Annotated in this window: 14 protein-coding genes; 3 read left to right on the top strand and 11 right to left on the bottom strand. The window is 67.9% G+C overall.

Annotation, left to right across the window (positions count from 1 at the left end; all coding sequences use genetic code 11):
* Positions 1 to 18: 18 nt before the first annotated feature.
* The 4 genes from O3139_RS13560 to O3139_RS13545 form a co-directional block, all read right to left on the bottom strand.
* Positions 19 to 3,399: an error-prone DNA polymerase gene (locus O3139_RS13560; protein WP_269514614.1), complete on the bottom strand. Its 3,381-nt coding sequence runs from the start codon at positions 3,397 to 3,399 to the stop codon at positions 19 to 21.
* On the bottom strand, positions 3,396 to 4,826 hold the full coding sequence (locus O3139_RS13555) for a Y-family DNA polymerase (RefSeq protein WP_269514612.1): 1,431 nt from the start codon (positions 4,824 to 4,826) through the stop codon (positions 3,396 to 3,398). Before O3139_RS13555 ends, O3139_RS13560 begins: the two co-directional genes overlap by 4 nt.
* Positions 4,827 to 4,851: 25 nt before the next feature.
* On the bottom strand, positions 4,852 to 5,640 hold the full coding sequence (locus O3139_RS13550) for an ImuA family protein (RefSeq protein ID WP_269514610.1): 789 nt from the start codon (positions 5,638 to 5,640) through the stop codon (positions 4,852 to 4,854).
* Positions 5,641 to 5,730: 90 nt separating this feature from the next.
* The gene (locus O3139_RS13545) at positions 5,731 to 7,527 is read right to left on the bottom strand and encodes an IlvD/Edd family dehydratase (RefSeq protein WP_420022324.1); all 1,797 of its coding nucleotides are present in this window, start codon (positions 7,525 to 7,527) and stop codon (positions 5,731 to 5,733) included.
* Positions 7,528 to 7,689: 162 nt separating this feature from the next.
* Here O3139_RS13545 and O3139_RS13540 point away from each other — a divergent pair, with 162 nt between their 5' ends.
* Positions 7,690 to 8,445 carry a FadR/GntR family transcriptional regulator gene (locus tag O3139_RS13540; RefSeq protein ID WP_269514607.1) on the top strand — a complete coding sequence of 252 codons (756 nt, stop codon included), beginning with the start codon at positions 7,690 to 7,692 and terminating at the stop codon, positions 8,443 to 8,445.
* Positions 8,446 to 8,496: 51 nt separating this feature from the next.
* Here the strand turns inward: O3139_RS13540 and pelA are convergent, their stop codons facing one another.
* The 7 genes from pelA to O3139_RS13505 form a co-directional block, all read right to left on the bottom strand.
* The gene (gene pelA, locus O3139_RS13535) at positions 8,497 to 9,558 is read right to left on the bottom strand and encodes a pectate lyase (RefSeq protein WP_269514605.1); all 1,062 of its coding nucleotides are present in this window, start codon (positions 9,556 to 9,558) and stop codon (positions 8,497 to 8,499) included.
* A complete protein-coding gene (locus tag O3139_RS13530; protein ID WP_269514603.1) occupies positions 9,555 to 10,427 on the bottom strand; it encodes an aldose 1-epimerase in 873 nt (290 codons plus the stop codon). Before O3139_RS13530 ends, pelA begins: the two co-directional genes overlap by 4 nt.
* Positions 10,424 to 11,278: an SMP-30/gluconolactonase/LRE family protein gene (locus tag O3139_RS13525; RefSeq protein WP_269514601.1), complete on the bottom strand. Its 855-nt coding sequence runs from the start codon at positions 11,276 to 11,278 to the stop codon at positions 10,424 to 10,426. Before O3139_RS13525 ends, O3139_RS13530 begins: the two co-directional genes overlap by 4 nt.
* A 3-nt stretch (positions 11,279 to 11,281) precedes the next feature.
* Entirely contained in the window at positions 11,282 to 12,724 is a 1,443-nt protein-coding gene (locus O3139_RS13520; protein ID WP_269514520.1) for an aldehyde dehydrogenase family protein, read from the bottom strand.
* Between the two features lie 62 nt (positions 12,725 to 12,786).
* The gene (locus O3139_RS13515) at positions 12,787 to 14,220 is read right to left on the bottom strand and encodes a sugar porter family MFS transporter (RefSeq protein WP_269514600.1); all 1,434 of its coding nucleotides are present in this window, start codon (positions 14,218 to 14,220) and stop codon (positions 12,787 to 12,789) included.
* Between the two features lie 44 nt (positions 14,221 to 14,264).
* Positions 14,265 to 15,023 (bottom strand): SDR family NAD(P)-dependent oxidoreductase, encoded by a 759-nt coding sequence (locus O3139_RS13510; RefSeq protein WP_269514598.1) that lies wholly within the window; start codon positions 15,021 to 15,023, stop codon positions 14,265 to 14,267.
* Positions 15,020 to 16,168 (bottom strand): fumarylacetoacetate hydrolase family protein, encoded by a 1,149-nt coding sequence (locus tag O3139_RS13505; RefSeq protein WP_420022323.1) that lies wholly within the window; start codon positions 16,166 to 16,168, stop codon positions 15,020 to 15,022. The genes O3139_RS13510 and O3139_RS13505 overlap by 4 nt, the downstream gene beginning before the upstream one ends.
* 261 nt (positions 16,169 to 16,429) lie before the next feature.
* On the opposite strand from O3139_RS13505, the gene O3139_RS13500 reads away from it, so the two are divergent.
* Together O3139_RS13500 and O3139_RS13495 are read left to right on the top strand one after the other, a co-directional pair.
* The gene (locus O3139_RS13500) at positions 16,430 to 17,932 is read left to right on the top strand and encodes a pectate lyase (protein ID WP_269514596.1); all 1,503 of its coding nucleotides are present in this window, start codon (positions 16,430 to 16,432) and stop codon (positions 17,930 to 17,932) included.
* A 252-nt stretch (positions 17,933 to 18,184) separates the two neighbouring features.
* A complete protein-coding gene (locus tag O3139_RS13495) occupies positions 18,185 to 19,807 on the top strand; it encodes a family 43 glycosylhydrolase (protein WP_269514595.1) in 1,623 nt (540 codons plus the stop codon).
* The last annotated feature ends 69 nt before the right edge of the window (positions 19,808 to 19,876 follow it).

Here is a 19,876-nt window from a genome sequence, read left to right as displayed (position 1 = left end):
GCGCTTGAGGGCGACTGCTCAGTAAAAGTCCCTGGAGTTGGGCAGGACGCGGACATCGCGCGGGTGACGGCCGGTCGGGTGGCGCTGGGGCTGGGGGCGGACGATCTCGTCGGCGCGCGACAGCTGGATGTCCACCTCGTGATCCTCGGACAGGCGGGCCAGTTCGGCGGACCGGTCGATGACACGCCGCGCCACGACGTGGACCACGCCCTCCGGGCTTTTCTCCAGCACACCCTCGACCTCCATCAGGCGGGCCCCCATGACCTCGCGGCGGAACTGTTCGAACATCCGGGCCCACAGGACGACGTTGGCGATGCCGGTCTCGTCCTCCAGGGTGACGAAGATGGCGTTGCCCTTGCCGGGGCGCTGGCGCACCAGAACGACGCCCGCGACCCGCACCGTCGATCCGCCGCGCCGGGCCAGGGTGTCGGCACAGGTCACCACCCGCCCGGCCGCGAAGACGGGACGCAGGATGGCCATGGGGTGGGCCTTCAGCGACAGGCGGAAGGTCTGGTAGTCGGCCGCGACATGCTCGCCCAGTCGCATCGACGGCAGCTGCGCGTCAGGCTCGACCCCCAGCTCGCGGGCCCCGCGCTCGCGCGCCTCGGCCGCTGCGAACAGGGGCAGGGCGTCGTCGTCGGGCAGTCGCCGCGCCGCCCACAGCGCCTCGCGCCGGTCCAGGCCCATGGACCGGAAGGCGTCGGCGTCGGCCAGCTTGCGGATCGCGGCACCCGGCAGGCCCCCGCGCCGCGCCAGGGTCTCCAGATCGGTGATGGCCGGATCGCGCGCCGCGACCAGGGCCGTCGCCCAGTCCTCTCGAAAGCCGTCGATCTGGCGAAATCCCAGCCGCAGGGCCGGACGACCGGCCGGTCCTTCCAGGCTGTTGTCCCAAAGGCTGTACGAGACGTCGATCGGCCGCGTCTCGACGCCGTGCTCCTGCGCGTCACGCACGATCTGGGCGGGGGCGTAGAAGCCCATCGGCTGGCTGTTCAGCAGGGCGCAGGCGAAGGCAGCCGGGTGGTGGTGCTTGATCCAGGACGAGATGTAGACCAGCAGGGCGAAGGACGCGGCGTGGCTTTCGGGAAATCCATAGGATCCGAACCCCTTGATCTGATCGAAGCAGCGCCGGGCGAAGGCGGGGTCGTAGCCCCGTTCGATCATGCGGCCGACCATCCGGTGCTCATAGGTGTGCAGGGTGCCGTCGCCCCGGAAGGTGCCCATGGCCTTGCGCAGGCCGTTGGCCTCCTTGTCGGTGAACTCGGCCGCGACCATGGCGACCTTCATGGCCTGTTCCTGGAACAGCGGCACACCCAGGGTCTTTTGCAGCACGACCTTCAGCTCGTCCGCAGGATAGTCCGGCCCCGGCCGGGAATAGTCCGGCTCCTCCAGCCCGTTGCGACGCCGCAGATAGGGGTGGACCATGTCGCCCTGGATCGGGCCGGGCCGGACGATGGCGACCTGGATGACCAGATCATAGAGCCTGCGCGGCTTCAGGCGGGGCAGCATGTTGATCTGGGCCCGGCTCTCCACCTGAAAAACACCGATGGAATCGCCCCGGCAGAGCATGTCGTAGACCGCCGGATCGTCCTGCGGGACCGACGCCAGGTCGTGATCCACCCCGCTGTGTTCGCGCATCAGGTCGAAGGCCTTCCGGATGCAGGTCAGCATGCCCAACGCCAGCACATCGACCTTCATCAGGCGAAGCTCGTCGATGTCGTCCTTGTCCCATTCGATGAAGGTGCGGTCGGGCATGGCCGCGTTGCCGATCGGCACCATCTCGTCCAGCCGGTCCTGGGTCAGGATGAAGCCGCCGACGTGCTGGGACAGGTGGCGCGGGTGGTTCAGCAGCCGCATGGCCATGGCGACCGCGCGCCGGATCATGGGGTTGGCGGCGTCCAGCCCCGCCTGTTCGACGTGGCGTTCGCTCATCTCCGAGCCCCAGCTGCCCCACTGGCTGCCGGCCAGGCGGGCGGTCACGTCCTCGGTCAGGCCCAGGACCTTTCCGACCTCGCGGATGGCGCTCTTGGGTCGATAGCGGATGACGGTGGCGGCGATCCCCGCGCGGTGACGGCCATAGCGGTCGTAGATGTGCTGAATGATCTCCTCGCGCCGCTCGTGCTCGAAATCCACATCGATGTCGGGCGGCTCGCCCCGGTCCTCTGACAGAAAGCGCTCGAACAGAAGGTCGGATTCCATCGGGTTCACAGAGGTGATGCCCAGCACGTAACAGACCGCCGAGTTGGCCGCCGAACCACGGCCCTGGCACAGGATGCCCTTGTCCCGTGCCACCCGTACGATGTCGTAGATGGTCAAAAAATAGGGAGCGAAGGCGGCCTTCCTGATGAAGACCAGTTCCTTGACCAGCAGATCGCGGACCTTCCCGGGCACACCGTCGGGATAGCGACGGTCCGCATGTTTCCAGGTCAGGTCCTCCAGCCAGGCCTGGGCCTCCCAGCCGGGAGGGATGGGTTCCTCGGGGTATTGATAGCGCAGCTGTTCCAGGTCGAACCCGACGCGCGCCAGAAACGCCTGGGTCTGGGCCACGGCCTCGGGCGCATCACGAAACAGACGCGTCATCTCCGTCGGTGATTTCAGGTGCCGCTCGGCATTGGCGTTCAGCAGACGCCCGGCCGTCTCGATGGTCATGCCTTCGCGGATGCAGGTGACGACGTCCTGCAGGTCGCGCTGTTCCGCGTCGTGATACAGCACGTCGTTGACGGCCAGCAGGGGAAGGCTGGCCCTTTCGGCCAGGGCCTTCAGGCGAGCCAGACGACGGCGGTCGTCGCCGCCCCGCCCCATGACGGCTCCCAGCCAGGTCGATCCGGGGGCTGCCGCCCCGACCTGATCCAGAACGGACGCCAGCCGATCCAGCCGCCGGTCCGGCATGACGATCAGCAGCAGGTCTTCCGGGGCGGCCAGCAGGTCCCGCAGGCCAATCTCGCACTGCCCCTTGATGGCCCGACGATTGCCCAGGGTCAGCAGGCGGGTCAGCCGTCCCCATCCGGCGCGGGACCCGGGATAGGCGACGATGTCGGGCGTCCCGTCGTTGAAGACCAGGCGCGCACCGGTCGCCAGCCTGAAGCGGGCGGCGCGTCGCCGGACCTCTTCCGACAGGGCCGGGTCGTTGGCAGGGTCCTCGACATAGGTGACCTCGCCGGGGCCCGATCCGTCGCGCATCACGTCGGGTGGCGACAGTCCGTCCTCGCGCAGGGCCTTCAGGGCGCTCCAGGCCCGGACGACCCCGGCCACGGTGTTGCGATCCGCCAGGCCCAGGCCGGAATGGCCGCGCAGGATCGCCGTCGCCACCAGCTCCTTGGGATGCGACGCTCCCCTCAGGAACGAGAAATTGCTGGCCGTCGCCAGTTCGGCATAGTCGCCGGGGGGATCGGGACTGCTCACGCGAACAGGCCGTGGATGAACCAGCGGGGTTCCGGCGTCTGGCCGTACAGACCCTGGCGGAACAGCCAGAAGCGACGGCCCTCGCTGTCCTCGACCCGGTAGTAGTCGCGGGTGCGCTGGTCGGGGGCGCGCCACCATTCGCCGGCGATGCGCTCGGGGCCCTCTGACCGGACGACCTGGTGCAGCACCCGCCGCCAGCGAAAGCGCAGGGGCGAGCCGTCGGGCACCTCGGCCAGGGTCTCGACCGGCTGGGGCGGGTCGAACATCTGCAAGGGGCGCAACGGCGGATCGTCGGGGTCGGGCTCTGGCCATTCGGCTTCGGGTCCGGCCATCCCGGAGGGGAGCAGGCGCGACGCCCGTTCGGGCATGTGCGAGCCGAAGGGCTGGAAGCACAGCACGGACCCGGGGCCCAGCCGCGCCGCCAGCCGGTCGATCAGGTGTCCGACCTGTTCGGTGCCGGGCCGCTCGCCCTCCATGCTGTCCTGTGTCGGGGCGACGGGTTCGGTCCAGGGCACCGCCAGACGAATCTGGTCGAAGCCGAAACCCGGATCCAGCGGATGGGCCAGCGCCCCCAGACGTTCCCTGAACAGGCGCTGCAGGGCTGCGGGATCGCGGCTCGGCTGGCCGGTGCGGATCGAGACGCGGCGGACATGGCCATCCAGGCGGTAGAAGAAGACCTCGAAGGCGCGACCGCCATGGCCCCTCTGGTCCAGCTGGTCGACGGCGTCGGCCACCAGGTCCTGGAACACCCGCTCCACATCGTCCTGGGTCACGATGGGCTCGACCAGGATGCGATCGACGACGCAGGCGGGGACCGGGCGATGCGGTGTTATGCGCACATCCTCGTCGCCCAGCACCCTCGCCAGACGGGCGGGAAAGTCGGTCCCGAACCGGGCGGCCATCGGCGCGCGGGGGCGGTCGTCCAGATCGGACAGACGTTTCAGTCCCGCGCGGCGCAGGGCGCGTTCGTCGGACCCGCCCAGTTCCAGCGCGGCGACCGACAGGCGACGGACGGCGGCGCGGGCCTCCTGTCCGGCGAACAGGCCGCCGTGGCCGAACCGCGCCAGGGCCCGGGCCGACTGGGGCGTGTCGGCCATGGCCCAGCGAAGGCTCAGTCCGACCCCTGTGGTGCGTCGCCGGACCGAGCGGATCAATCCGGCCTCATCGCCGAACAGATGGGCGCAGCCGGTTACGTCCAGCATCAGGCCGTGGGGCGGGTCCAGGGCGATCAGGGGGGTGAACCGCCCGAAGTCCTTCAGCACCCGCCGCAACAGGGTGGCATCGGCATCCGGGTCGTCGGCGACGGTACGCAGCTCGGGTGTCCGTGCCCGCGCATCGGCCAGGGTCATGCCGGGGGACAGGCCCAGCCGGGACGCGGCCGGATCGATCGCCGTCAGCCGCAGCGCGCCCTTGACCTTCTCGACCATGACGACCGGTCGGAGATCGGCGGCGTCAGGCGACGCGGCTTTCGCCTGTTCTCCACGTTGCAGGCGTTCGCTCGGCAGCCAGGGGAACCACAGTGCCAGATACCGGCGACCGTTCGAGGAAGGCCCGGCGTTCACGGTCCCACTCCATGATCCACGTGCGGGGTTCGACCCCACCGCGGTGACGCAGCAGGGTCGCGGAAAAAGACGGTCGGCCCGGCGCTCCGGCTTCGAGGGGAGTGGAGGGGGCCGCGCCCACGGACCACCGTGTCAGGGCCGCGCTGGGGGCCGGGACCGCGCCGGCCCGCGCCAGGAACAGGGTCGCGGTTCCCGCCTGCGCGGCCAGTGACAGACGCCGGCTGGCGGTCAGGGTCATGGCCCTGGCCTCGCCCCAGGCGCTCAGAAGCACCGCCCCGACCGCCGGGCTGCGCAAGGCCTCCTCGCCCACGGCCAGCAGGGTCTGGATGTCACTGGCGCGGACCAGAAGCACATCCTTTGGCCGAACCCCCATTTCATGCAGGCCCGGTCCATGCGGTGTGCCGGTCTCGGTCTCCACCAGGCGGTGGATGGCCCAGACGATCGGTCGCCCGCCCGCCGCCCTGACGGCCAGCCCCAGCCCGAAGGCGTTCAGCGCCACGGCATCGGCGGGTGTACCGGCATAAAGGTCGTGAACGGCGCGGGGGTCCAGCCTGTCCAGCAGGCCCTGATCGCCCGATGAAAGCCCCGCGCGGGCACGGCCGGGCCGCGACCGGTCCAGCCTGGCCAGCCCCGCTCTCAGGGCGACCAGTCGTCGCTCCTTGTCCTCAATGTTCTTCATTTGTTCTATATGCCACCCGACGGGCCGGGAGAGTCAAGCGGCATATGGAACGGGCGATCGCGTCTTCGTGGACGGTTCGCGAACGGTCGATCAGTGGTTGTCGCGGGGATTGCCGAAGCGGTCGATGATGCGGTGGTATTTGAGTGCGGGCTCCAGCACGGCTCCGGTGCTCAACTGTCCGACTGTGGCGCGCTGCATCTCCTGCCAGGGGGTCTGGGAGGGGGGCACCTGGAAGCCACCCTCCGCTTCGAGCGCCATGCGTCGTTCCGCCAGTTCTGCGTCAGGGATCAGGACATCGACACGGCAGGTGTTCAGATCGACCCGAACGGGATCGCCGGTCCGCAGGAGCGCCAGATTTCCACCCGCCGCCGCCTCGGGAGACGCATTGAGGATCGACGGCGAGCCTGACGTCCCGGACTGCCGTCCGTCGCCGATACAGGCCAGGGCGTGGACGCCTTCCCGGATCAGGTGCGCGGGCGGGCGCATGTTCACCACCTCGGCCGCCCCCGGATAGCCGATCGGCCCGGCCCCGCGCATGAACAGGATGCTGCGCTCTGAGATGCCGGTCGCCGGATCGTCGATGCGGTGGTGGTAATCCTCGGGTCCGTCGAAGACGACGGCGGGGCCTTCAAAGGCGTTCGGGTCAGCGGGGTTGGACAGGTAGCGCTCGCGGAACTCGGCGGCGATGACGCTGGTCTTCATGATGGCGCTGTCGAACAGGTTGCCGGTCAGGACCAGGAAGCCGGCGTCCTCGACCAGCGGATCGTCCATCGTGCGGATGACGTCGGGCAGCAGGATATCGGCACCCCTGCAGTTGTCGCCGATCGTCCGGCCGTTGACCGTCATGGCCTCCTCGCGGATCAGGCCTTGGCTCATCAGCTGGGCGATGACGGCGGGCACGCCCCCGGCCTGATGGAAGTCCTCACCCAGGTATTTGCCGGCGGGCTGGAGGTTGACCAGAAGAGGCACCGCGTGGCCGTGGGTCTGCCAGTCCCCGATCGGCAGGTCGACGCCGGAATGCCTGGCCAGGGCGGTGATATGGACCGGCGCATTGGTCGATCCGCCGATGGCCGAGTTGACCACGATGGCGTTGTGGAAGGCGTCGGCGGTCAGGATGTCGGAGGGCTTCAGGTCCTCGTGCACCATCTCGACGATGCGCTTGCCGGTCAGATAGGCGACCTGGGGCCGCTCGCGGTAGGGGGCCGGGATGGCGGCCGAGCCGGGCAGGGACATGCCCAGGGCTTCGGCCAGGCTGTTCATGGTCGAGGCCGTGCCCATGGTGTTGCAGTAACCGACCGAGGGGGCCGAGGTGGCGACCAGGTCGATGAAGCCTTCATAGTCCAGCTCTCCGGCCGCCATCATCTCGCGAGCCTTCCAGATGATGGTGCCCGAACCGATCCGCTCGCCTTTCAGCCAGCCGTTCAGCATAGGTCCGACCGACAGGGCGATGGCGGGAATGTCGACGGTCGCCGCGGCCATCAGGCAGGCGGGCGTGGTCTTGTCGCAGCCGATGGTCAGGACCACGCCATCCAGCGGATAGCCGTACAGCAACTCGACCAGACCCATGTAGGCGAGGTTGCGGTCGAGGCCTGCCGTCGGCCGCTTGCCGGTTTCCTGGATCGGGTGGACCGGAAACTCCATGGCGATACCGCCCGCCTCGCGGATGCCTTCGCGAACCCGCCTGGCCAGTTCGATGTGATGGCGGTTGCAGGGCGCGAGGTCCGACCCCGTCTGGGCGATGCCGATGATCGGCTTGCCCGAGCGCAGTTCGTCCAGCGTCAGGCCGTAGTTCAGATAGCGCTCGAGATAGAGCGCCGTCATGTCGGGGTTGTCGGGATTGTCGAACCAGGCGCGGGAGCGAAGCGGTCGTCGGGGTGGAGAGATCATCGTGCGCATCCGCCGGAGCATCCCCGCTTTCGATATCGAACGGTGGGCCCGCAAATAATATCATCATATAAATGATCTTGACCGGTCGCCAGACTTTTTGGGCCGGGGTCACCCGGCGCGGTCCGCTTTGCGGACGCGGGGGGACCGTATAAAGCGGAATCCATGACGGCCGCCCTTCCTCTCACCAGCCAGTCGGCCAGCGCGCGCGGTCCGGGCAAGACGGTATCGAGCCACGATCAGATCGTTCGCTCGCTGGGCCAGGATATCCTGGCCGGCCGCATCGCGCCGGGAGACAAGTTGCCCGGCGAAGCCGATCTGTTGAACCGTTTCGGGGTGTCGAGAACCGCCCTGCGGGAAGCGCTCAAGACGCTTTCGGCCAAAGGGTTTCTGGTCGTGAAGACCCGGGTCGGGACCAAGGTCACCGATCCCCTGCGGTGGAACCTGTTCGACAGCGAAGTTCTGGCCTGGCAGGTGGCGAACGGCATGGACGCCCGGTTCCGTCGACATCTGGCGGAGGTCCGGCGCGCGCTGGAACCGGCCGCGGCGGCTCTGGCGGCCCGGCATCGCGGCGTGGACGACCTGGCCGGAATGCGGGCGGCTGTGGAGGCCATGCGACGCGAGCAGCAGTCGGAACACGGGTTCGCCCAGGCGGATCTGAACCTGCATCTGCGGATCGCTGCGGCGTCCGGCAATCCGCTGATGCGGTCCCTGGCCAGCGTCATCGAGACAGCCCTGCTCGAGGCCTTCACCCTCAGCCCGCCGACCAGAAGCTCCGTCCTGCATCGCGAGACCGTCGATCTGCACGAACGGATCGTGGACCATATCGAGTCCGGGGACGCGTCGGCCGCCGCCACCGCCATGCTCGCCGTCATCGACGCAGGCTACAGGCGCGTCGAGGCGGAGAAGGACGCCGGCTGAAGGCATACCGGGGCAACCGTCCGCGAGCGGCCTGTTGCGGGTCGAGCAGGATCAGGACAGGCCGATGCGGCGTCGCCACGCTGGATAGTCGTCGCGCAGCAGGGCGGCCGGCCGGTCGCCGTAGTAGCGGTAGCCCATGCGGCGCTCGCGTTCGATCTGCGAGAGTTCGTAATGCACCACGCTGTCGCGGCCGAGGAAGATCGGACGGTTCGTCTCAAGGTCGTAGAACCGCGCCCAGAGCGGCGGAGCCTGCGGATCTGCGACCACTTGCAGGTCCGGTTCACCGTCGGGGGCGGTGACGGGTTGCAGGCGTATACCGTGGATGGCGCTGGCCCTGAACCAGCCGATGGCCCCCTCCACCGCGGCGATGACGGCGGGCGAGGGGTCCGGGATCGACATCAGGAAGCGCGTGATGCCGACGCTCTCGCTGCCCGACAGGGACGGCGGTTCAAACGCGCGGGCCCAGGCGGGTTCGAGCGTGTTTTCGTCATGCTGTGCGCACCAGACGGTCAGGACGCCGTTCTGGCGGACCTGGGTGGCCAGGATCGTCTGGACGCCCCTGGCCACGGCTGCGCCCGCCCGCGCGCGACGGTCGGCATCGACGAACCCATAGGGACCGGATCCGTCCGCGATCTCATCCAGCAGGACCATGATCCTCACCATGGCGTCGTCATTGTAGGTGATGTGCGTGTAGTAGCCCGGCCGCAGCGGATAGAACTGGGGCCAGCCGCCGCTCGGAGACTGGGCCGCCAGGGTGTAATCCAGACCCCGGTCGAATGCCGCGCGATCGGCCGGGCGCTGTCCGGCCGCGATCACCCGTGCCAGGAAGGCCATCGGCAGGGTGGTGCCGTCGTTGTCGAATGTGTTCTTCGAACGCTCGTCCACGGGCACGACGTCGGGCGGCACGGCCAGCGAGGTGTTCTTGGGCCAGCCGCCTTCCGGCGACTGGTGGGCGACGACGCTGTCGGCGATGGCCCGCGCCTCGGCCGTTGCATACCAGGCGGGGTCCCGTTCCACGATCTCGCCGTTCCACACGGCCGTCTGGGCCAGGACGGGCGAGGCCAGGGCGGCGGTCAGGGCGATCACGACCAGCATCCAGCAGCGGGCGATCATGAGCGGTCTCCGATTGGGGCGGCGTCGATCCGCATCGACATGGACAGGGTCTGGCCCGACGTCAGGACCTTGAGGCCGGTGTCCTCATCGGCGGGGGCGTTGTGGGCGTTCGGGCGATGGGTGACCGGCTCGATGCAGACGAAGCCGGAGTCATTCGGCGCATAGATCTGCAGCCAGTGGGCATTGACGGAGGCGGTCACGCGCACCTGGTGATCGCGGTGAACCAGCCGGGCTTGCCCGCTCCAGTCGGCATAGGCGTTGTCCACGAAGGGAGCCACGGTCACGGTCGCGCCCCCGGACCAGTCCATGACCCTGGCGGCCGGGATCAGCGCTTCGGGAATCCCGTCGGTGCCGTTCGCCCAGACGCGTGCGGCGGGTGCGGTCAGCACGGTTCCGGGTCCCACGACGAAATAGGGATGCAGGCCCAGACCCGCAGGCATCGGGTCCCGATCCGCGTTGGTGATCGCAAGGCTCATCTCCAGTCCGTCCGCATCGAGGCGAAAGCTGTGGGAGGCGGTCCAGGCCCAGGGCCAGTCGGGGCTCGCCCCTGCCGACAGGGCCAGGTCGACGAAATCGGTGCCGCTTCCCTGCACGCTCCACGGCTTCAGCCAGCCGACACCGTGCAGGGCATGGGGCTTGAAACCGGGCGTTGGGGGCAGGGTGACGTCGCGACGCTCGAAGACGAACGCGCCGCGATCGATCCGGTTGGCATAGGGAACCAAGGGAAAGCTTCCCGTCTCCAGCGGCCCTGCTGCACCCTCCGGCGCGGGCCGAAGGATGTCCTGGCCGCGCCAGGTCAGTCGCGTGATCGCAGCCCCGATCTCGGGCCGGACCGACAGCGCCCAGTCGCCCCGCTCCAGCGTGATCACAGCCGCACCCGATGCTGGGGCAGGCCCGGCGTATCGACCCGGACGCGGAACAGACCACCCAGACCCGGTTGCTCTGTTCGCTTGTCGACGTTGTTCAGCCAGGCGGTGGTGCAATACAGGTCGCGCAGGTCGTCACCCCCGAAGGCGGCCTTGGTCACCGTCTGGACCGGAAACCGGATCGTCCCGATTCGCTCGCCGCTCGGCGAAAAACGCGCGACGCCCCAGCCGTTGAACAGGCCGACGTGCAGCACGCCCTCGGCATCGACGCTGGGCCCGTCCGCGAACCCGTCCGTGGTCTCGGCGAACAGCCGCTTGTTGGTCAGCACGCCGTCCACATGGTCGAAGGCGAAGATGCGTCGTGTCGTCGTGTCGTGGTGATAGAGGGTGCGCCCGTCGGGGCTCATCGCCGGACCGTTGGTGACGCGATACCCGTCGTCGTGGCGCTCGACCTTGCCGTCGTGAAAGCGATAGAGGGCGCCCGAGACCGTCGCCTCGGTGTCGTCCATCGACCCGAACCACAGCGATCCGTCCGGGGCGACGAAGCCGTCGTTCAGACGGTTTTGGGGACGATCCTCCTCGACCCGGACAATGAGATCGAACTGACCGCTCTCCGGATCGAACCGGTGCAGGCCGCCCCGCACGCCACAGACCAGCGAGCCGTCCTTGGCAGGCAGGGCGAAACCCGTCTGCTCGGGCGTGTCCCAGGATGCTTTTGCATCGTCATCGACGCTGTAACGATGAAGTTTCCGACCCTTGATGTCGACGAACCAGACGGCGCGGCGCGGAGCATCCCAGACCGGGCCTTCGCCCAGCTCGGCCTCCACGTTCCAGACCAGTTCCGGCTCCGACATGTCTCAGCTCCAGGAGTAGCTGGTCTTGGTCTGGGTGTAGAACTCGACGGCGGCGAAGCCCTGTTCACGTGAGCCGTAGCTGGAGGCTTTCGAGCCCCCGAACGGCACGTGATAGTCGACCCCGGCGGTGGCGAGATTGACCATGGTCATGCCGGCGCGGGCACGGCGCTGGAAGTCGCGGGCGTGCTTCAGGCTGGTGGTGACGATGCCGGCCGAGAGGCCGAATTCGGTGCCGTTGGCGACGGCGAGGGCCTCTTCGTAGTCCCTGACCCGGATCGTCGAGGCGACGGGGCCGAAGACCTCTTCGGTGTTGATCCGCATGGTGGGATCGGTGTCGGCGATCAGGGTCGGCTGGACGTACCAGCCGGGGGTGGGGAGGCTCAGCCGCTCGCCGCCGGTGACGATGCGGCCGCCCGCCGCGCGGGCAATGTCGATGTATCGGTAGCTGGTCTCCATCTGCGCCTCCGACACCGCCGGACCCATCTGGGTGTCCGGGTCCAGCGCGTCGCCGACCCGCAGGGCCGCGACCCTCTCGGCCAGCAGAGCCACGAACCGGTCGTGGATGGCATCGGTGACGATCAGGCGGCTGGAGGCCGTGCAGCGCTGACCCGTGGCGAAGAACGATCCGTCCAGCGCGATGGCGACCGCGCGTTCCAGATCGGCATCGTCCAGCACGATCAGCGGATTCTTGCCGCCCATCTCCAGCTGCACCCGTGCCTGACGCTTGATGGCCCCGAGCGCCACGCCCGCGCCCACGCTCTGCGACCCCGTGAAAGACAGGCCGTCGACGTCGGGATGATCGACGATGGCCTGGCCGACGCCGCCGCGACCGATCACGAGGTTGAACACGCCCGCCGGGACGCCAGCCTCGACGAGGATATCGGCGAGCGCCGAGGCCGTCGCCGGCGTCGGTCCCGCCGGTTTCATCACCACCGTATTGCCGAACGCCAGGGCGGGTGCCGCCTTCCAGGCCGGGATGGCGATGGGAAAGTTCCAGGGCGTGATCAGGCCATAGACGCCGACCGCCTGACGATAGGTCTGGATCTCGACCCCCGGGCGGACGCTGTCCAGGTTCTGGCCGTGACGACGCAGGGCCTCGCCGGCGAAATACTTCAGGATGCGCCCGGCGCGGACGGTCTCGCCGATGCCTTCGGCCAGGGTCTTGCCTTCCTCGCGAGACAGCAGGCGCCCCAGCTGCTCGCGTCGCTCCATGACAAGGGCCCCCGCACGGTCCAGCACATCGGAGCGGACTTCGGGCGAGGCCTCCGACCAGGCCGGGAAGGCAGCCCTGGCGGCGGCCACGGCGGCGTCGACCTCGGCCTGACCGCCATCGGGGGTGCGGGCGACGATCTCGTTTGTGTTCGATGGATTGTGGCTCTCGCCCGGCCGGGCCACCTCCGCACGCTCGCCGTCGATCAGGTGGCAGAGGTTCAGGGTCTCGGTCATGGCGTATCCTTTGGAGAAGGGACCGGCGACGGGGGAGCGTCGCCGGGGAGGGGGTCGCTCGATCAGCCGGTCATGTCTTCCAGCTCGCGACCCCGGGTCTCCTTAACCCAGACCTGGACGAGGAAGTAGGACACCAGGGCGCTGGCGGCATAGAAGCCGTAGGTCGCGGGCAGGCCCAGTCCTGCCGCCATCGCCGGGAAGCTGACCGAAATGGCGAAGTTGGCGATCCACTGGGCGAACCCGGCCACCGCCAGCGCCGAACCGCGCATCTGGTTGGGGAACATCTCGCCCAGCATGACCCACATCACCGGGCCCCAGCTCAGGTTGAAGAAGACGACATAGGCATTGGCCGCGATCAGGGCGATCAGCCCGACCTGGCCCGGCAGATGCACCGCGCCGTCGATCGTCTGTGCCTGCGAGAAGCACCATGCGACGATGGCCAGAGTCACGAACATCCCGGCCGACCCGATCAGCAGCAGGGGCTTTCGGCCGATCCTGTCGATGACGGCGACGGCCGCCAGACAGGCCAGGATCGACAGGGTGCCCGAGCCGATGTTGATCAGCAGGGCATCGTTCTCCGAAAAGCCCACCGACTGCCACAGGGTCGCCCCGTAGTAGAAGACGATGTTGATGCCGACCAGTTGCTGGAACACCGCCAGGATCAGCCCGGCCCAGACGATGGGGCGGACCTTGCGGGTGGCGGGGTCCAGCAGGTCGCGGAAGCTGGGCTTGTGATCGGTGGCCAGCGAGGCGCGGATCTCGGCGACCTTGCGGGCTCCTGCGGTCGGGCCGAACAGTTTGGACAGGACCGCCTCGGCCTGGGCGTCGCGATTTTTGACCACAAGGAAACGCGGGCTCTCGGGGATCAGAAGCAGGGCGGCCAGATAGACGGCAGCAGGCACGACCTGCAGCCAGAACATCCAGCGCCAGGCGGGGAAGCCCAGCCAGAACTCCGCTGTCGAGCCTCCCGCGGTAGCGGCCAGGGCGTAGTTGGCGACGAAGGCACCCGTCAGGCCTGTGATGATCATGATCTGCTGCACGCTGGACAGTCGGCCTCGCATCGAGGCCGGCGTGACTTCGGAAATATAGGCCGGGGTCAGGACGCTGGCCGCCCCGACGCCCAGACCGCCGATGAAGCGGGCGATGATGAAGTGGGCGGAACTGTCGGCGGCACCGGCCCAGAAGGCGCTGACGATGAACAGGCCTGCGGCGATCAGCATGACCGTCTTGCGCCCGATCAGATCGGCCAGACGCCCCGCCGCGAAGGCCCCGAACGCGCAGCCCAGCAGGATGGCCCCGACGTTGAAGCCGGTCCCCAGCGCCGACAGGTTGAAGGCGCTCTCCAGCCCGTCCTGGGTGCCGTTGATCACGCCGGAATCGTAGCCGAACATGAAGCCGCCGATGGTCGCCACCGCGACGATCAGGGCGATGAACGCCATATTGACCTGATCGGCCCCCGCGATATCGGGTCCTGATCCGCCTGTCGGTCCTGCCATTCTCGTTTCCTCCGTTCCAGGGCTCTGTCGGCCCGATTGTTCGTTCAGCGCCAGCCGGCGTCGACAAAATACTCATGTCCCGTGATGAAACGGGCGTCGTCCGAGGCCAGGAACATCGCGAGCGCCGCGACGTCCGAAGGTTCGATCCGGCCCTTCAGGCATTGTGCGGCGACGATTTCGGCCTCGCCCTCGGGTGTGTACCATTTCATCTGGCGGGGTGTTTTCACATTGCCGGGGACGATGCAGGCGACCCGCACGCCATCGACGCCAAGTTCGCGCGCGAGGGCTCGTGTCATGCCCTCGATTCCGGCCTTGGCGGTCTCGTAGATGGACAGGTCGGGCAAACCCAGATGCCAGCTGATCGACCCCAGGTTCAGAATGACGCCCCGACCCCGTTCGCGCATGCCCGGCGCGACGGCCTGGGCGGCGAAATACAGGTGGCGCAGGTTCACCCCGATGCGGTCATCCCAATAGGCAGGGGTGACCTCCGTCAGGGTGTGCCGGTCGTCGTTGGCGGCGTTGTTGACCAGCACATCGATGGGGCCGTGTTCGGCGATGATCCCGGCGAGGGTGGTCTGGAGGACCGTCAGCTCCTGCAGATTGCAGACCCGGAACAGTGGCGGAGGACTGCAGTCCGCCAGGGCGACGGCGAGGGCCCGGGACTCGTCCTCGGCGACGTCGAGAAACACCACCCGCGCGCCCTGCCGCGCGAACCCTTCCGTCAACGCCGCCCCGATGCCGCTGCCGCCGCCGGTTACGACCACGAGGCGGCCTTTCAGCGACGGATAGAGGGCTCCGCTCACAGCAGGCCCCGCCCGGCGAGATTGGCCATCAGGGCAGAGATGCCGAACGTCCACGGTGGCGCATCCTCACACGCTGCGACCCGATTTCGCAGTACGCCCAGCCCAGGCGACGACACGCAGACCTCGTCGCCGGTCTTGTGGGTGAAGCCCTGACCCGGCGCGTCGCGATCGTCGATCGGCGCGAACATGGTGCCGAGATAGAGGGCAAAGCCGTCCGGATACTGGTGCGATGACGAACAGGTCTGGGCCGCCAGATCGAGCGGATCGCGGCTGATCAGGCGCATCGACGATTGACCCGTCATGACAAACCCGTCCTTGCCCGTAACCGTCAGGGATACGATGGCATTGCGCACGTCCTCGATTCCGTAGGTCTCGTCGAACAGCCGGATGAAGGGACCGACGGCCGCCGAGGCGTTGTTGTCCTTGGCCTTGCCGAGCAGCAGGGCCGACCGGCCCTCAATGTCGCGCAGGTTCACATCATTGCCCAACGTCGCGCCGATCACCGTGCCGGTCGGATCGCAGACCAGCACGATTTCCGGCTCCGGATTGTTCCAGGCGCTGTCGGAGCGAACCCCGACCCGGTCGCCCCAGCCCACGGTGGCCAGCACCGGGGCCTTGGTGAAGATTTCCGCGTCCTTGCCGATCGCGACTTCGAGATACTGTGACCAGAGCCCTTCCTCGATCAGGACGGCCTTCAGGGCCTCGGCCTCGGACGAGCCCGGCTTGACCGCCGACAGATCGGAGCCGACGCGTTCGGCAAGAGCGGCGCGGATCGTCAGGGCCGCGCCAGGGTTCCCGCGTGCGCGTTCCTCGATCACCCGCTCGACCGCCGAGACGGCGAAGGTCACGCCCGAGGCCTTCACGCATTGCAGATCCAGCGGCGACAGCAGGCGGGGCAGCGCGGAATCGTCGTGGAGGGCAAGGGCGTCGAGGGACCCAAGAGTCGTGCCGGTCAACGATGCGGGCTCACCCCGGGCGATCGCCTGTGCCGTGGTCGGTGCAGTCGCCGAGATGTCGAACACCGCGCCCCCGCGCAGCAGGACGGGCGTTGGACCTTCGGCCAGCAGCAGGCGGCCGAGGAAGGTCCCCTCACGCCAGTCTGCCGGCATGTCGTCAATCAGCTTCACGCGCGTCTCCGTCCACATCCTACCGATGTGGTAGCGATAACATGGATGGTTCTGGTCCAGACTGTCATGCCGGTCTCCCTAGCATTCCATTCAAAAATATTATTATATCATCAGTGAACGATGAGCCATGCGGAAGCGCCGACGACGATCGGACTTCCCTGTAGTCGGAGAACTTGTCGAATGTTGACGCGACGGACCTGGCTTGTCGGCGCTTCCGTTGCACCGCTTGCGGGCGCGGTGGGTGCGTGGGTGTCGCCGCGCGCAGAGCGGGAGGCCGTCATGGACACCATGCGCCGCGCCACGACCTTCATGACCGAGCGTGTGTCGACCCGTGGCGGTTACGTCTGGTCGTATCTGGCGGACTTCTCTCGTCGCTGGGGCGAGATGGAGGCCTGGCCCGGCATGATCTGGACCCAGGCCCCGGGCACGCCGGAGATGGGGCAGATCTTTCTCGACGCCTACCACGCGACGGGCGAGACGCTTTACTACGAGGCGGCCGTGCGCGCCGGCGACGCCCTGATCGCAGGCCAGCATCCGAGCGGGGGCTGGAACTACATCATCGATTTCGACGGCGAGGCGTCGCTGCGTCGCTGGTACGAAACCATCGGCCGCAATGGCTGGCGGCTGGAGGAATTCCAGCACTACTACGGCAACGCGACCTTCGACGACCATGCGACGGTGGAGTGCGGGCGATTCCTGCTCCGGCTGCATCTGGAGAAGGGGGAACCTCGTTTCCGGGCCGCCGTCGACAAGGTCATCGGCTTTGTTCTGGACAGCCAGTATCCGGTCGGCGGCTGGCCACAGCGTTTCCCGAAGGCGGGCGAGTTCAGCAATCACGGACGCCCCGACTATACCGGACACATCACCCTGAACGACGAGGTCGCCCAGGAGAACATCGACTTCCTGCTGCTGGTGCTTCAGCAACTGGGCCAGGAGCGCGTTCGCGAGCCGCTGATGCGCGCGATGGAGCTGATGATCGCCTTGCAGCAGCCGCAACCGACCCCCGGTTGGGCGATGCAGTACACGCCGGATCTGAAGCCGGCGCCGGCCCGGACCTATGAGCCCGCCTCGATCACGCCTCACGGCACGGCGGCGGCGGTCAATCAGCTGCTCGACTATTACGAACTGACCGGCGAGCCGAAATATCTGGCGCGGGTCGGCGAGGCGATCGACTGGATCGCCGGCCTCGAACTTCCGCGCGATCAATGGACCGCCGACGGCCGCAATTTTTATCGCAACTACGAGCCGGGCACGGGTCGGCTGATCGCCACCCACCGGCGCGGCTCCAACGCGCAGAACGGGGAATACTGGACCGATTTCGACACCGCAGGCATTCGGCCGGAGAAGCACATCGACGTCGCCCGACTGCGCGCCCGCTATCAACGGGTGCAAGGCCTGACGCCCGAACAGGCGACGCGAAGCTCGGTCTTGCTCGGGCGAGGGGAGTCCCTGATGCCCCCCTATGTCATCACCGAGGCGGTGGGCGGTTCGGACCTGAACGTCACGGCTGCCGCTGCGCGGGCCGAGGCTGTCGCCGATCTGATCGCCAGGCTGAACGACGAGGGTTACTGGCCACAGGAACTTCGCACGACCAGCCATCCCTACCGGGGTGACGGTCCCGCTGAGCCGCCGCCCGGCTTCGTCGATCGCGGCCAGGTCGGCGATGACTGGGACACTTCACCCTTTACCGAGCCGACGGGTCCGACAGGCATTTCCACGGGCCTGTACATCAACAACATGAGCCGCTTGATCGGATATCTGCGCGAGACGGACGCCGCATGAGGCCGTTCAGGTCGGGGCGCACGCATAGCCTCGGGGTGCGCTGCGCGGCGATCGCCTTGCCTCGGATCGAAGCCGCTTCGCCGAACGACGCGCCGACCCTGCCCGCATCGGCTTTTCCATCACACACGCAACCATCCGACCGGAAAGCGCCCGGAAGCGCCAGGGTCGTCGATCCGGTCCACACCCCGGACGGCACGATCCGGGCTCTGGCGCTCTTCGTCCGCTGATCTGTTGTCTCAACCGAGGTTCGCCATGCCATCCATCCACCGCCGAGCGGCGCTGTCGAGCCTTCTGGGCGGCGTTGCCCTGACCGCATTCCCGGGCCGTTCGGTTCTGGCCCAGAGCAACGAAGACGCCGCGCCGCTGGGCCGTGAATGGGCGCACATGCGCTGGGCAAGGGGCATCGAGAACCAGAGAAAGGCCGACCTGGGCGACGGCACCTATCTGAACCCGATCATGTCGGGCGATCACCCCGATCCGTCGATCCTGAAAGACGGCGACGACTACTATATGACCTTTTCGTCGTTCGAATCCGTGCCGGGCATCCACATCTGGCATTCGCGCGATCTGGTGAACTGGCAGCCCGTCGTGGCGGCCCTGACGACCAATATCGGCTCGGTCTGGGCTCCGGAGCTGTGCAAGCACGGGGGCCGCTACTACGTCTATATTCCGGCGCGTTATCCCGAATACCGGTCCAGCTATGTCATCTGGGCGGATGCGATCGAGGGACCCTGGTCCGAACCGATCGACCTGAAACTGCCCAACTGGATCGATCCGGGCCATATCGTCGGCGAGGACGGCAAGCGCTACCTGTTCCTGAGCGGGGGCGACCGGGTGAGGCTGACCGACGACGGCCTGGCGACGGACGGAGAGCTGGAGCACGTCTACGACCCCTGGCGCTATCCCGACGACTGGATCGTCGAGGGGTTTGCGCCCGAGGGGCCCAAGCTGATGAAGCGGGGCGAGTATTTCTACATGATCACGGCCGTGGGCGGTACCGCGGGTCCGCCGACCGGCCATATGGTGATCGCCGCCCGGTCGCGGTCGATCCACGGCCCATGGGAGAACTGCCCGCACAATCCGATCGTGCGCACCGTATCGGGGGCCGAGAAATGGTGGTCGCGAGGTCATGCGACCCTGGTCGAGGGACCGGCCGGCGACTGGTACATGGTCTACCACGGCTACGAGAACGCCTACTGGAGCCTGGGGCGCCAGACGTTGCTGGATCCGGTGGAATGGACCGAGGATGGCTGGTTTCGCGCCAGGGGCGGCGATCTGGCGACGCCCCTGCCGATTCCGGCGGGGGGCCAGGCCGGACCTCACGGCATGGCGCTGTCGGACGACTTCTCGACCGACAAGTTCGGCATCCAGTGGAGTTTCTACGATCCGCAGGCGGACGAGAAATCCCGCCTGACCCGGGCCGACGGGGTCCTGCACATGCGGGCCAAGGGCACGGCCCCCAGCGACTGTTCGCCCCTGACCTTCGTGCAGGGGGATCAGGGCTATGTGCTGGAATGCGAGATCGAGATCGACCCGTCCACGGTCGCCGGTCTGATCCTGTTCTATGACCGCCAGCTCTATGCCGGGCTGGGCTTCGACCCGACCAGGTTCGTCACCCATCAGTACGGCATCGAGCGGGGTCGGCCCGGGCATGGCTATGGCTCCCGGATGCATATCCGCCTGACCAATGCCTTTCAGAATGTCTATTTCGACACATCTGCCGACGGCGTGACCTGGAGGCGGTTCGATCGGGGCATGGAGGTGTCCGGCTATAATCAGAACGTCCGGGGCGGCTTCATGATGCTGCGGCCCGCCATCTATGCGGCAGGGCAGGGCGAGGCCCGCTTCAGGAACTTCAGATACCGCGCGCTATAGGCCGTTATTGAGTGGCTTGACGAAAAGGGCGGGTCCGCGCGACGGGTCCGCCCCAACTGTATGTGTCGC

Origin of the sequence: Brevundimonas subvibrioides, assembly GCF_027271155.1 — a bacterium.
Taxonomy (GTDB): domain Bacteria; phylum Pseudomonadota; class Alphaproteobacteria; order Caulobacterales; family Caulobacteraceae; genus Brevundimonas; species Brevundimonas subvibrioides_D.
Note: the sequence above shows the minus strand (reverse complement) of the source record. Positions and strands in the feature narration are given on the sequence as shown.

Coding starts and splice junctions, on each gene's coding strand:
- O3139_RS13515 (WP_269514600.1), bottom strand. CDS start 14,220: ATGGCAGGACCGACAGGCGGATCAGGACCCGATATCGCGGGGGCCGAT.
- O3139_RS13525 (WP_269514601.1), bottom strand. CDS start 11,278: ATGTCGGAGCCGGAACTGGTCTGGAACGTGGAGGCCGAGCTGGGCGAA.
- O3139_RS13505 (WP_420022323.1), bottom strand. CDS start 16,168: ATGTGGACGGAGACGCGCGTGAAGCTGATTGACGACATGCCGGCAGAC.
- O3139_RS13500 (WP_269514596.1), top strand. CDS start 16,430: ATGGACACCATGCGCCGCGCCACGACCTTCATGACCGAGCGTGTGTCG.
- O3139_RS13555 (WP_269514612.1), bottom strand. CDS start 4,826: ATGGTCGAGAAGGTCAAGGGCGCGCTGCGGCTGACGGCGATCGATCCG.
- O3139_RS13520 (WP_269514520.1), bottom strand. CDS start 12,724: ATGACCGAGACCCTGAACCTCTGCCACCTGATCGACGGCGAGCGTGCG.
- O3139_RS13540 (WP_269514607.1), top strand. CDS start 7,690: ATGACGGCCGCCCTTCCTCTCACCAGCCAGTCGGCCAGCGCGCGCGGT.
- O3139_RS13545 (WP_420022324.1), bottom strand. CDS start 7,527: ATGATCTCTCCACCCCGACGACCGCTTCGCTCCCGCGCCTGGTTCGAC.
- O3139_RS13550 (WP_269514610.1), bottom strand. CDS start 5,640: ATGAAGAACATTGAGGACAAGGAGCGACGACTGGTCGCCCTGAGAGCG.
- O3139_RS13495 (WP_269514595.1), top strand. CDS start 18,185: ATGCCATCCATCCACCGCCGAGCGGCGCTGTCGAGCCTTCTGGGCGGC.
- pelA (WP_269514605.1), bottom strand. CDS start 9,558: ATGATCGCCCGCTGCTGGATGCTGGTCGTGATCGCCCTGACCGCCGCC.